This is a genomic window from Streptococcus sp. 1449, assembly GCF_013276805.1.
Lineage (GTDB): Bacteria > Bacillota > Bacilli > Lactobacillales > Streptococcaceae > Streptococcus > Streptococcus pseudopneumoniae.
This window is the reverse complement of record NZ_VMLS01000010.1, coordinates 89,159-101,725: the sequence shown is the minus strand read 5'-3', so window position 1 is coordinate 101,725 and position 12,567 is coordinate 89,159. Positions and strand designations below refer to the sequence as shown.

General features: G+C 39.5%; 12 protein-coding genes. 4 read left to right on the top strand and 8 right to left on the bottom strand.

Annotated elements, in window-relative coordinates:
- Position 1: 1 nt before the first annotated feature.
- The 4 genes from HT687_RS03270 to ruvB all read right to left on the bottom strand — a co-directional run bounded on the left by HT687_RS03270 (position 2) and on the right by ruvB (position 3,469).
- On the bottom strand, positions 2 to 805 hold the full coding sequence (locus tag HT687_RS03270; RefSeq protein ID WP_000189868.1) for a phosphatidate cytidylyltransferase: 804 nt from the start codon (positions 803 to 805) through the stop codon (positions 2 to 4).
- Positions 806 to 813: 8 nt separating this feature from the next.
- Complete coding sequence (locus tag HT687_RS03265; protein WP_000467312.1) at positions 814 to 1,572, bottom strand: isoprenyl transferase; 759 nt, start codon at positions 1,570 to 1,572, stop codon at positions 814 to 816.
- A 345-nt stretch (positions 1,573 to 1,917) separates the two neighbouring features.
- Positions 1,918 to 2,490 carry a nucleotidyltransferase family protein gene (locus HT687_RS03260; RefSeq protein ID WP_023935602.1) on the bottom strand — a complete coding sequence of 191 codons (573 nt, stop codon included), beginning with the start codon at positions 2,488 to 2,490 and terminating at the stop codon, positions 1,918 to 1,920.
- Positions 2,471 to 3,469, bottom strand: coding sequence for a Holliday junction branch migration DNA helicase RuvB (ruvB, locus tag HT687_RS03255; RefSeq protein ID WP_023935601.1), 999 nt, complete (start codon positions 3,467 to 3,469; stop codon positions 2,471 to 2,473). Before ruvB ends, HT687_RS03260 begins: the two co-directional genes overlap by 20 nt.
- Before the next feature lie 133 nt (positions 3,470 to 3,602).
- On the opposite strand from ruvB, the gene HT687_RS03250 reads away from it, so the two are divergent.
- Entirely contained in the window at positions 3,603 to 3,695 is a 93-nt protein-coding gene (locus tag HT687_RS03250; RefSeq protein ID WP_000970382.1) for a type I toxin-antitoxin system Fst family toxin, read from the top strand.
- A gap of 576 nt (positions 3,696 to 4,271) precedes the next feature.
- Here the strand turns inward: HT687_RS03250 and HT687_RS03245 are convergent.
- Genes HT687_RS03245 through leuS form a run of 4 tightly spaced genes read right to left on the bottom strand, consistent with a single transcriptional unit; the run spans position 4,272 to position 8,836 of the window.
- Entirely contained in the window at positions 4,272 to 4,688 is a 417-nt protein-coding gene (locus tag HT687_RS03245) for a GNAT family N-acetyltransferase (protein ID WP_000628388.1), read from the bottom strand.
- Positions 4,689 to 4,699: 11 nt separating this feature from the next.
- Complete coding sequence (locus HT687_RS03240) at positions 4,700 to 5,395, bottom strand: GNAT family protein (protein WP_001144903.1); 696 nt, start codon at positions 5,393 to 5,395, stop codon at positions 4,700 to 4,702.
- 55 nt (positions 5,396 to 5,450) lie between these two features.
- The gene (locus tag HT687_RS03235; protein ID WP_001081167.1) at positions 5,451 to 6,293 is read right to left on the bottom strand and encodes a hypothetical protein; all 843 of its coding nucleotides are present in this window, start codon (positions 6,291 to 6,293) and stop codon (positions 5,451 to 5,453) included.
- A gap of 41 nt (positions 6,294 to 6,334) precedes the next feature.
- Positions 6,335 to 8,836 carry a leucine--tRNA ligase gene (gene leuS, locus HT687_RS03230; protein WP_023935599.1) on the bottom strand — a complete coding sequence of 834 codons (2,502 nt, stop codon included), beginning with the start codon at positions 8,834 to 8,836 and terminating at the stop codon, positions 6,335 to 6,337.
- A 147-nt stretch (positions 8,837 to 8,983) separates the two neighbouring features.
- Between leuS and HT687_RS03225 the strand changes: the two genes are divergently transcribed.
- The 3 genes from HT687_RS03225 (at position 8,984) to HT687_RS03215 (ending at position 12,557) form a co-directional block, all read left to right on the top strand.
- Positions 8,984 to 10,633, top strand: coding sequence for a histidine kinase (locus HT687_RS03225; RefSeq protein ID WP_023935597.1), 1,650 nt, complete (start codon positions 8,984 to 8,986; stop codon positions 10,631 to 10,633).
- Positions 10,626 to 11,399: a response regulator gene (locus HT687_RS03220; RefSeq protein WP_023935595.1), complete on the top strand. Its 774-nt coding sequence runs from the start codon at positions 10,626 to 10,628 to the stop codon at positions 11,397 to 11,399. The genes HT687_RS03225 and HT687_RS03220 overlap by 8 nt, the downstream gene beginning before the upstream one ends.
- Before the next feature lie 111 nt (positions 11,400 to 11,510).
- Positions 11,511 to 12,557, top strand: a complete 1,047-nt coding sequence (locus HT687_RS03215; protein WP_023935593.1) for an ABC transporter substrate-binding protein — start codon at positions 11,511 to 11,513, stop codon at positions 12,555 to 12,557.
- Positions 12,558 to 12,567: the final 10 nt, after the last annotated feature.

Genomic DNA, 12,567 nt, shown 5'->3' with positions numbered 1-12,567 from the left:
ATTAAAAGAGTCCAAATAAGTGCATGATTGGAAATACAAGCAACATACTATCGAAACGATCCAAAACACCACCATGTCCAGGGATAAATTTCCCAGAATCCTTAACACCAAAATGACGTTTGATCGAACTTTCTAGTAAATCACCAAATTGTCCAGCAATACTAAAGAAAATAGCAAAGACTGACATCTTGTAAATTCCATATGGAAGAGCAACTGTACTGTCAACTATCATAAAGATAATGGTTACTAAAATCGCTCCTAAAATACCACCCAAGGCACCCTCAAGGGTTTTATTAGGCGATACCCTTGGTGCTAACTTTCGTTTCCCATAGTTCATCCCAACAAGATAGGCACCACTGTCTGTCGCCCAGACGATACACAAGGCCAAAAGCGCCTTATCTAAACCTGCAACACGAGCATCTAGTAAAGCATTAAATCCAAAGCCCACGTAGAAGCTCATAGCAAGAGGGAAAACCGCATCCTCAATCGTATAAGACTTGCTAAACACAGTCGTTCCTAACATGATTGAAATCAAAACACTATAGGCAACCACATTCCCATCAACTGGCAAAAAAGTCAGGTAATTCTCCAAGGGAATGGTCAAGGCAAAGGTTGCAAAGAGGGTCAAGAGGCCCTCCATCGTCATGGTCTCTAGACCTCTCATCCTCAAAAGTTCATGCATGGCTAGCATGGCTATGATTCCGATTGCTATCTGAAGCAAGAGTCCCCCAATCATCAAAATCGGTAGGAAAATAGCCAGTGCAATCCCTGCAAACAAGGTTCTTTTCTGTAAATCCTGTGTCATATTTCCTCCTAAACTCCTCCAAATCGGCGATGACGACGATTGTAGGCAAGAATGGCTTCCTGCAAGGCCGCCTCGTCAAAATCAGGCCACAAGGTATCTGTAAAATAGAGTTCACTATAGGCCCCCTGCCATGGTAGGAAATTACTCAAACGCAATTCTCCACTGGTACGGATAATCAAGTCTGGGTCTCGTAAGTCCTTAGGTAAATGCTGGGTAAAAAGATAATTACCAATCAACTCCTCTGTGATGTCACCTGGGTTGATTTTGGCATCTAAAACATCCTGAGAAATCAACTTAAGAGCCTGTGTAATCTCAGCACGTCCACCATAGTTAAGAGCAAAATTAAGAATCAAACCTGTGTTGTTCTTAGTCAATTCCTCAGCCTTGGTCAGAGCTTCAAAGGTTTGCTTAGGCAGGCGGTCCGTTTCTCCGATCATTTGAATCTTAACATTATTCGCATGCAGTTCCGGGACATAATTATCATAAAACTCTACTGGCAAGTTCATGATAAACTTGACTTCCTGATCTGGACGGGTCCAGTTTTCTGTAGAAAAAGCATAGACCGTAATAACCTTAACGCCTAGTTTGTTAGCTGCCTTGGTCACAGTTTGCAATGCTTCCATGCCCGCCTTATGTCCAAAAACTCGCGGTTGCATACGTTTTTTAGCCCAACGGCCATTGCCATCCATGATGATGCCGATATGAGCAGGAACCTGTGTCGGAACCTCTACTTCCACAGCCTTATCTTTCTTAAACAATCCAAACATGATCTTATTCCTATTCAAAAATCTATCGTTTCATTATACCATATTTCCCTATTTTCTTCTATCACTAAGCTATTTATACTCTTCGAAAATCTCTTCAAACCACGTCAGCTCTATCTGCAACCTCAAAACAGTGTTTTGAGCAACCTGCGGTTAGCTTCCTAGTTTACACTTTGATTTTCATTGAGTATTATTATCAGGCACCAAGCCCTTTTTTCAAAAAAATAAGCCGCCTGATTTGGCGACTTTATTTTTTATAGGGAGATTATTATGAAAAAGTTTTAGGAGTTTAAGTTAAGGTCTTCTTAACTTATGAACTTAGTATACACTTCCTAGCTTAAAGTTTCCTTAAGTATTTTTAAAAATCAAATTTTTCCATTTCTCCTGCCAATTTTTCTTGGATAGACGTGTTCGATAAAATTCCATTCGGTCTTCATTCTCTAAAAAATGAGGAGTTGGACGAACTTGAAAATTCAAAATATCCTCCAAAGCGTATGGAGTAAAGAGTTCCAAAACGGATTCTTCATTCAAGCGTAATCCAACAGCCGTACATCGTTCTGGATACTTACTCATAGCATCACGGGAACTGGTATAGGGAGCAGTATGAGGGCTGTGCTGGTGCATATAGACTTGATTTTTCAATTCCCACTGGTACTGAGGAAAGTCCTCTCTCAGCTTTTTCTCTAGGGACAAGGTTTCCTCATAAGAAATATCTGGATCAAAGAAAATCACATCTACATCTGTTTCACAGTCAAAAGGGGATTTGTCTGACAAGAGATTCCAGATAAAATTTCTGACAGAACCTGCTGCCAACCAGGAATCTTTCAGACCAAGGTTTCGGATGATAGTCAGAATGGCCATCATATCTGGATTTTCTCTAAAAGCCTCTAAGATTTCTTGCTTATTTTTCACTGTATTCATAACCTAAGTGCTCATATGCCTTAGCAGTCGCCACCCGTCCAGACCGTGTCCGCATGATAAAACCTTTTTGAATCAAGTAAGGCTCATACATATCTTCAACTGTCTCACGCTCTTCGGCGATATTCACAGAAAGAGTTCCTAGACCAACAGGTCCTCCACTGTACATCTCAATCATGGTACGAAGGATTTTTTGATCCACATAGTCCAAACCTTCATGGTCAACATCCAGCATAGTCAAAGCCTTATCGGTAATAAGATCATCGATCACCCCATTCCCCATTATCTGGGCAAAATCGCGCACGCGCTTGAGGAGACGATTGGCAATACGAGGGGTCCCACGGCTACGTAGGGCTAACTCAGACGCTGCCTCATGAGTAATTTCCATCTCAAAAATATCTGCCGTCCGCTCAACAATTTCCGTCAAGTCAGCATGAGCATAATACTCCATATGACCTGTAATCCCAAAACGTGCCCGTAGCGGATTTGAGAGCATACCAGCCCGAGTCGTCGCACCAATCAAGGTAAAAGGTGGCAACTCCAAATGAACACTGCGACTGCCTTCACCAGCACCAATCATGATATCAATGTAGAAGTCCTCCATGGCACTATAAAGCACCTCTTCCACAGACATGGGCAAGCGATGAATCTCATCAATAAAAAGGACATCCCCAGGCTCTAAGTCATTCAAAATCGCTACTAGATCACCGGCTTTTTCAATGACAGGCCCAGACGTCTGCTTGAGATTGACACCCAGTTCGTTGGCAATAACAAAGGCCATGGTCGTTTTCCCCAAGCCTGGAGGTCCAAATAAAAGGACATGATCCAGCGCTTCATCCCGCATTTTGGCAGCTTCGATAAAGATTTGGAGCTGATCCTTGACCTTATCCTGCCCGATATATTCACGTAAATACTGAGGACGGAGTGTGCGTTCTACTAACTCCTCATCCCCCATTATCTCATTGTCTAAAATTCTACTCATGGCTCTATTATATCAAAAAACCAAGCCACAAACAAAAAAGCCACCCGATTGGGTGACTCCCGAGTTTAGCACTTATGTGGTATAATATTGTTCGGCACTGCTACACCGCCTACGAAAGGAGGTGAATTAGCCCATGATGGAATTAGTACTCAAAACTATCATCGGACCAATTGTGGTCGGTGTCGTTCTTCGATTAGTCGATAAATGGCTAAACAAGGACAAATAGTGTCAAAAAAGACCCCTAGCTTATTTGGACGTGAGCTTGGGGTCTTTTCTAGCCTATGATATAGAACTAGTACTCAATTCCTCTTTATTATCCCATAGTTCACAAAATTTGTCAAAGGTTTATATCCTCATCCATTCAGCTTCTCCAACTTTAGAATCTGTCCAATAAAGTTTATAAGATTTAGAGAAAGCTATTGAAAAATGATATTTAGAAAACTTCCGAAAAGCCTGAAATAGAGCCAAAAAACTCCACCTGATTGGGTGGAGTTTAGGGAGATTATTATGAAAAAGAAAAGTTTAGGATTTTATTAAATAAAGTTAGGAGGTCTTTATTTAATAACTATATGATACAAGACGAAGCTTAAAACTAGCTTAACTTTTTCTCAGATTCTACCATTTTGCAGAAAATCACTATCACTATCACCTCACAAAAAGCCACCTGATTAGGTGACTTCATTAGGAGATTATGATAAAAAAAAGTTTTAGGATTTCATTAAATAAAGTTAGGAGGTCTTTATTTAATGACTATATAATACTAGACCATCCTTAAACTTTGCTTAAGAAAAAACAAGTTTTGTTATTTTTCTCGATTCGCCCAAGTCATCCCTATACAATTATAGGTGGATAAGATTTCAAAGCCCATAGAACGATAAAATCCCACGTTTTTTTCTGTCTCTTCTGTCACCAGCTGGACTTGATAAGCATCTTTGTAATCTTTTAAGGCCTCTTTCATTAGGGCACTACCAATCCCTTGACGCTGATAGATTGGTAAAACAATCAAATCCTGTACAAAAACTGATGAGAATCCATCTCCTACCAAACGAATCAAGCCCACCACAGCATCACCATCAAGTGCCAGATAAATTACTAATGAATGCGATAAGGCCTGCTCCAGCATCTCTGGTTGATGGGTATAATTTGTCCAACCGACAGCCTGATAGAGATGCAAAACATCCTCTAGCTTGACAATTTCTTGCTTTTTAATAGTAATCATCTCAACACCTCTTAAAGTTCTCTCAAGCTCTTGTACTGCTGTCCATTTTTATCAAAATTTTCAGGACGCAGCCATGTTTCCAAACGATCTTTGACTTGAGGCCAGTCCTTATCAATCATAGACAACCAATCCGTATCCCTCGTCCGTCCCTTATAAACCACCGCCTGGCGGAAGGTTCCTTCATAGACAAATCCCAAACGCTCCGCAACTCGTCTGGATGGCAGGTTAAGAGCATCGCATTTCCACTCATAGCGACGATAGTTTAGCTCCTCAAAAATATAGCGAGCTAGGAGATACTGAGCCTCAGTTCCTATCCGTGTACCCCTTAGCTCTGGAGAAAAAGTGACTGCTCCGACTTCTATTACTCGGTTATTCTGGTCAATGCGCATGAGAGAAAAAGTTCCCAAAGCCTTACCAGTCGCCTTGTCTATGATTGCATAGTAAAAACGGTCCTTACGAGCCAACATCTGATTTAAAAGGCTAACCAGCTCCCCCATATCTGCTACTGGCTCCTGAAAAAGATAGGTCCACATCTCCCGAGGAGTATCCGGGCCATAAACAGCTAGCAAATCCTCCGCATGTTTTTCTACCGAGAGAGCCTCTATCCTAGCATAACGCCCTTCTAAGAAATCAATAGAAGGCAGTGCACCGGGTGTATAACCTTCCATTGACTCACCAATCATCTGACCATATTCATTTACTGGCATAGCTTTCTCCTTGTTTCACTTTTCAAACTTTTTACTCAACTCTATTTGAATTGTCCTATCTGCTAATTTCAAGTTTTTTATCAATTTCATTTAACAATTTTTCTGCATCTTCTTTATTTAAAACATTTTCTCGTGCTACATAGTTTCTACAAATATTCAGGGCCGCAATTTGGTCTGCTTTATCCAAAGATTCAAACATAATTCTCACTGAGTTACTAGCAATAACTCCTCGTTTATCATCCGAATTTTGAAGAAAGTTAAGTAGAACACTTAAATTGTTCTGACGACACGATTCGTACAAATCAATATATTCACCGTATTTTTTCGATTCAGAATCAGTAAGTTTATCTACAACTTTTACCTGCGAATAAAAATAGATTATTTCCCTATTTTGAATAATATAATTTATTTTTCTGATATATTTTAATCCCTCTATTAAGAGCCAAATAAAATAGATTATCAGAATACCAAACAGTGGTAGCCACATGATACCAACACTGGATTGAATACGAGGATAAGTTTCATTAAAAGAAACTATTAAATTTTTGGCTCCAAAATAATGAATAATGGATAACAAATTTGTCACTATTAATAGAGTTGCAAAAGATTTTGTAAATAAAAATTGATACACTTCAGACTGTGTCCTTATAATTTCATTTGGAGATATTCCAAAAATATTGCTTGATTTATCATTTGAAAAACTAAAGAAAGTAATAAAAACTGCAAAGAGAGTGTCTAAAGTGAGTGTCAAATTTAAACTTTCCTTGTCCCAAAGACAATTTTTAAAATAATATGCACCCACTATTGACATTACTAATACTATAACTGACACTACAATAATAGAAATCTTAAATAATAAAATTTCACACTTCCTGCTATCGTTCACTAATCTATTCATTCTGACCTATTCTAAAGTTCATACTCTAGAGTTACTTCTTTTTATTTCACAACAATGTTAACCAATTTATTCGGTACACTAATCACTTTCACGATGTCCTTACCGTCAATTTCTGCTTTGACTTTTTCATCCGCTAGAGCAATTTCTTGCAATTCTTCGCGTGATAGGTCTTTAGCAACCATGACTTTAGCACGGACTTTTCCTTTGATTTGGATAACAATTTCGACTTCGTCTTCAACTAGTTTGCTTTCGTCCCATGTTGGCCAAGCTACGTAAGAGATTGACTCACCTGTTGCTGCAACTGTTTGCCAAAGTTCTTCTGCCAAGTGAGGTGCAAATGGGGCAATCAATTGGATAAATCCTTTGGCATAGTCAACATAGAGCTTGTCTTCCTTGTTAGCCGCATTGACAAAGACCATAAGTTGGGCAATAGCTGTGTTGAACTTCATAGACTCGATTTGCTCAGTAACAGATTTGACTGTTTCATTGTAGACCTTATCAAGAGCGCCATTGTTTTCCGCAAGGATTTCCTTGCTTGTAATCAAACGGTAAACACGGTCAAGGAACTTACGGCCTCCTTCCAGACCTTCTTCTGACCAAGCAATCGAAGCATCAAGTGGTCCCATGAACATTTCATAGACACGAAGGGTATCGGCACCGTATTGTTCCACCACGTCGTCTGGGTTAACAACGTTCTTGAGGGATTTAGACATCTTGGCTGGTGCTTGCTCCAACTCTTCTCCTGTTTCCACATGGAAGAAAGAACCGTCACGTTTTTCAACCTTATCGGTTGCCACAAGAGCCCCACGGTGGTCACGGTAGCTTGTTCCCAAAATCATCCCTTGGTTAAAGAGTTTTTGGAATGGCTCTTTTGTTGGAACAACACCAAGGTCATAGAGGAATTTGTGCCAGAAACGAGCGTAAAGCAAATGAAGAACGGCATGCTCTGCACCACCCACGTAGATATCTACTGGCAACCATTGTTTGAGAAGATCCTCATCGGCCAATTTCTCAGTATTGTGTGGGTCAATATAGCGGAGGTAGTACCAGCTTGAACCTGCCCACTGTGGCATAGTATTGGTTTCACGACGACCTTTGACGCCATCCTCACGAGTCACTTCAAGCCAATCTGTCAAGTTAGCTAGTGGACTTTCACCAGTACCTGAAGGACGGATGTCCTTGGTTACAGGCAAGACAAGTGGCAATTCACTTTCAGGGACAGCTGTTGAAGTTCCATCTTCCCAATGAATGATTGGAATTGGCTCACCCCAGTAACGTTGACGGCTAAAGAGCCAGTCGCGGAGACGGTAGGTAACCTTCTCTTGTCCACAGTCTTTTTCTTCCAACCAAGCCACAATCTTGGCAATAGCGTCTTCTTTGTTGAGTCCATCTAGGAAGTCTGAATTGACATGAAGACCATCCTCTGTGTAGGCAGCTTCTTTAACGTTTCCACCTTCAAGTACTTCGACGATTGGAAGGTCAAATTGTTTGGCAAATTCCCAGTCACGTTGGTCGTGGGCAGGAACAGCCATAACGGCACCTGTTCCGTAACTAGCAAGAACGTAATCCGCAATCCAGATTGGAATTTCCTTACCATTGACAGGGTTGATGGCATAAGCACCAGTCCAAACACCAGTTTTTTCTTTGGCAAGGTCTGTACGAGCCAAGTCAGACTTGAGGCTGGCTTGGTGTTTATAGTCTGCTACTGCTTCTGCTTGCTCTGTACTTGTGATAGCATCTACTAATTCATGCTCAGGAGCCAAAACAGTGAAAGTCGCACCGAAAAGGGTATCAGGACGAGTGGTAAAGACAGTAAATTCCTTATCAGTTCCCCTAACCTTGAAGGTTACATTGGCACCAGTTGATTTACCGATCCAGTTGCGTTGCATGTCCTTGATAGACTCTGGCCAATCAAGTTCATCCAAGTCATTAAGCAAACGTTCTGCATAGGCAGTGATTTTAAGCATCCATTGACGCATCGGCTTACGGACAACTGGATAGCCTCCACGCTCAGAAGTTCCATCAGGAAGGACTTCTTCGTTGGCAATGGCTGTTCCTAGTTCCTCAACCCAGTTTACAGGCACTTCCGCTTCATAGGCCAAGCCTTTTTCGTAAAGCTTGGTGAAAATCCATTGAGTCCACTTGTAGTAGTTTGGATCGGTTGTATTGACTTCACGATCCCAGTCATAAGAAAATCCAAGCGCATTGATTTGGCGTTTGAAATTAGCAATGTTCTCAGCTGTAAATTCTGCTGGGTCATTACCAGTATCCATAGCATATTGCTCTGCAGGCAAACCAAAAGCATCCCAACCCATTGGGTGAAGGACATTGTAGCCTTGCGCACGTTTGTAGCGGCTGAGAATATCGGTTGCAGTATAACCTTCTGGGTGTCCTACGTGCAGACCCGCTCCAGATGGATAAGGGAACATATCAAGAGCATAAAACTTAGGTTTTGATGCATCTGTTCCAGTCTTAAATGTATGATGTTCTGCCCAGTAGCCCTGCCACTTAGGCTCAATTTCTTTATGATTGTAAAAACTCATGGTCTCTCTCCAATTTTGTGATGTTACTATTATACCATTTTTGAGAGAATTTGGTCTCGTTCTATTCTATACTTTTCTATTTTACCTTGCTCTAAAATTTTTAAACTGCTATACTTATAACAGAAAACCCTTCCAAGGAGGTAGCAGATGTCTCATTCCTTTAAAAAATCGCTCCAAAAAGAAATTCTCCATAGAAGCTCTATCGCAGCCTTTGTGACCTCTCTTTTACTACTCATTTTACTTTTTGGTTTTTCCTATTTTTTACAAAAGCAGCAACTCTCCAAAGATACGAGACAGATTGTAAAACAGGTTCAAGAAATGAAAGAAGCAAATAATGAGCTCCTGACTACTATGAACCATAAAATGATTCCTGAATTTTTGGACGGCAAACACACAGAGAGAGAAGTCTTTAGCTTATTTTACGAGACAAAAGCTAGATTGAAGCTTAGTTCTGACCTCATTATTCTAAACGATACAGGTGAATTACTATTTAGTACCAATCGAAATCATCAAGAAAGTATTTTATCACCCTACTATCTAAAACTGCTCATTCAAAATCCTTCTCAAGAAAAAGTGACAGAAAAAATTGCACTCTCTTCAGACAAGCAACATTACACACTCTTTATCAAACCACTACTTCAAAACCAACGAGTTAAGGCCTATACTATTGCTTTCGTAAATGAGAATGATTTCATCTCAAGCTTCCCAATGATCAATTCCAAATACATCATTACCGATAGCTTTGGAAATATGTTTTCCAACAATACAAATCAGTTTACTCGTTCCACTCTTGAAAAATTGGATGAAAAACTCCTACACTCTCGCACCCACTGGTATGCGAATGAACCGCTTATTGTTCAAAAAGAAAAAGTCGGTGCTATTTTTTCAATCTATACTTTTCAATCCTTCTTTCCCATTCCTAGCTTACTCGGTCTAGCCTCCGTCCTCACCTTATGTATATTCTTCCTCTACTTCTGGCAAGCGAGACGAATTGCTCATAAGATTGCCACACACAATGCTGTTCCTATTGAAAGTTTGGTTTATCAACTTCAAGAAATTCCCAAACAAGCAGAAAAAAGGCTTTCTCTACAAACAGGTGATGAGTTTGAATTTATGGCAGAAAAAATCAACAATATGTTGTACGAATTAGATCAACTTCATCAAAAAATGCTAACCATAGAAAAAGAAAAGTGGATTTTTGAAAGAAAAATGCTGGAAGCTCAGTTCAATCCTCATTTTCTCTACAACACACTTGAGACGATTAAAATCACTTCTTTAATGGATGCTGCTCTCACACAAGACCTAATTCAAAATCTCACGCGCATTCTTCGCTACAGTATCACCGATTTAGAAAAAGAAACAACCATTTGCCAAGATTTAAAGATTATAGAGGATTACCTGATGATTCATAAGATTCGTTTCGAGCACTTTTCCTATGATATTGTCTGCCCAGAAACTGTTGATAATCAGCCTATTCCTAAGCTTTTCTTGCTTCCTCTAGTAGAAAATGCTATAAAATATGGGATGCAATACCATATTGATCTTCATATTGATATCCAAATTACCTTGGAAGCAGATTCTCTAACTTTTTTAGTCAAGGATAATGCTGGAGGACTCACCAAACAAGAGCGACTCGCTATTTTAGACTCTTTAGAAAGCCCTCATACCCAGCATGGCATCGTGAACAGCTACAAACGATTGAGTAATTTCTTTTCTGATGTCCAGCTAGATTTAGGAGTCAATCGCCAAGGAGAAACTTGGGTCAAATTTATAACGAAAGGACTAACTCATGTTTAAGCTCATTATCGTAGAAGACGAACACCTCATTCGAAAATGGCTAGAGATTGCCGTAGACTACTCTGCCTTGGGTATCCAAGTCGTAGGAACTGCCAGTCACGGTCAAGAGGGAATGAAACTCATCCAAGAAAAAGAACCTCATATTGTCTTAACAGACATCACAATGCCAATTATGGATGCTTTTATGATGTTTGAAGCCACTCGTACCCTCTCCTATGAAAAAGTTATCTTATCAGGTTATAACGATTTTCAAAACGCCAAAAAAGCCATGCAATATGGAGCAGCTGATTTCTTATCCAAGCCAATTGATACCAAGGAATTGACAGAATGTCTTCAAAACATTGTTTTGCGATTACAAGGTAGCACCTATCAAGAAACTCCTTTTTTAGAAGAATATCAAACTTTACTCACCTCTATCCAACAGGTTGATACACAAAACCAAATCATTCAACAAATTATTTCCTTTGTCCACAAGCATTATGCAGAGCATTTTACGATTGCGACTATTGCTGAAGCTTTAAACTATAGCGAAAGCTACCTATATAAAGTGATCAAAGAAGACTTCCCCATGACGCTAAATGAATATATCTTACAATATCGCCTGAAACAAGCTATAGATAAGATGGCTGAATCTCCCAACTCCCCTCTAAGCGACATCTCTGATCAAGTTGGATTTTCAGACTATAAATATTTTGCCAAAGTATTTAAAAAGTATCTCCATATTTCCCCAAAGGAATTGAAATCACTCGGAAGAATAGTAAAATAAGCTATTCTTCTTTTTGTAGAGAATTTTACTCTAATAGAATAGAATTGTCGGTTTTAAAAACGCTTACACTGTTTTAAAATAAACTTAAATAACACAACGGAGGTATCCATCATGAAAAAGAAATGGATGTATTATGCTGCTTGCGGACTAGCTCTTTTTGGTCTTACTGCTTGTTCTTCTAATGAATCTGCCGATGGCGGTTCATCTGATAAAGGAGACGGCGGTTCGCTAGTCGTTTATTCACCAAACTCAGAGGGCTTAATTGGAGCAACTATTCCTGCCTTTGAAGAAAAATATGGTATCAAAGTAGAACTGATTCAAGCTGGTACTGGAGAACTTTTCAAAAAACTAGAGTCAGAAAAAGAAGCTCCTGTAGCTGATGTCATCTTTGGTGGTTCTTATACACAATATGCTACCCACGGAGAACTCTTTGAAAACTATACTTCAAAAGAAAATGATAATGTTATCAAAGAATATCAAAACACAACTGGTTACTCTACTCCTTATACACTAGATGGTAGTGTTTTAATCGTCAATCCTGATTTAACGAAAGGCATGAACATCGAAGGATATAGCGACCTTCTCAAACCTGAACTAAAAGGAAAAATCGCAACTGCTGACCCAGCAAACTCTTCTAGCGCCTTTGCTCAATTAACAAATATGCTACAAGCTCAAGGTGGTTACAAAGATGATAAGGCTTGGTCTTATGTAAAAGATCTCTTCACACTTATTGATGGTAAAATCGGTTCAAGTTCATCTGGTGTCTATAAAGCAGTCGCTGATGGAGAAATGGCTGTTGGTCTCTCTTATGAAGATCCAGCTGTTAAACTCTTAAATGACGGAGCTAACATCAAAGTTGTCTATCCAAAAGAAGGAACAGTCTTCCTACCTGCTAGTGCTGCTATCGTTAAAAAAGCTAAGAACATGGAAAATGCCAAGAAATTTATCGATTTCATCATCTCTCAAGAAGTACAAGATACACTTGGTACAACCACTACTAACCGTCCTGTTCGTAAAAATGCTAAAACAAGTGAAAATATGAAACCAATTGACAAAATCAAAACACTCACTGAAGATTATGATTATGTCATCAAGAATAAATCAGATATTGTTAAGAAATACAACGAAGTCTTTACAGATATCCAATCTAAACAGTAAAAGAGGTTCA

Bases quoted from the DNA above. Each gene is read 5' to 3' on its own strand.
- HT687_RS03270 (WP_000189868.1), bottom strand. From the start codon at position 805: ATGACACAGGATTTACAGAAAAGAACCTTGTTTGCAGGGATTGCACTG.
- HT687_RS03265 (WP_000467312.1), bottom strand. From the start codon at position 1,572: ATGTTTGGATTGTTTAAGAAAGATAAGGCTGTGGAAGTAGAGGTTCCG.
- HT687_RS03260 (WP_023935602.1), bottom strand. From the start codon at position 2,490: ATGAATACAGTGAAAAATAAGCAAGAAATCTTAGAGGCTTTTAGAGAA.
- ruvB (WP_023935601.1), bottom strand. From the start codon at position 3,469: ATGAGTAGAATTTTAGACAATGAGATAATGGGGGATGAGGAGTTAGTA.
- HT687_RS03250 (WP_000970382.1), top strand. From the start codon at position 3,603: ATGATGGAATTAGTACTCAAAACTATCATCGGACCAATTGTGGTCGGT.
- HT687_RS03245 (WP_000628388.1), bottom strand. From the start codon at position 4,688: ATGATTACTATTAAAAAGCAAGAAATTGTCAAGCTAGAGGATGTTTTG.
- HT687_RS03240 (WP_001144903.1), bottom strand. From the start codon at position 5,395: ATGCCAGTAAATGAATATGGTCAGATGATTGGTGAGTCAATGGAAGGT.
- HT687_RS03235 (WP_001081167.1), bottom strand. From the start codon at position 6,293: ATGAATAGATTAGTGAACGATAGCAGGAAGTGTGAAATTTTATTATTT.
- leuS (WP_023935599.1), bottom strand. From the start codon at position 8,836: ATGAGTTTTTACAATCATAAAGAAATTGAGCCTAAGTGGCAGGGCTAC.
- HT687_RS03225 (WP_023935597.1), top strand. From the start codon at position 8,984: ATGTCTCATTCCTTTAAAAAATCGCTCCAAAAAGAAATTCTCCATAGA.
- HT687_RS03220 (WP_023935595.1), top strand. From the start codon at position 10,626: ATGTTTAAGCTCATTATCGTAGAAGACGAACACCTCATTCGAAAATGG.
- HT687_RS03215 (WP_023935593.1), top strand. From the start codon at position 11,511: ATGAAAAAGAAATGGATGTATTATGCTGCTTGCGGACTAGCTCTTTTT.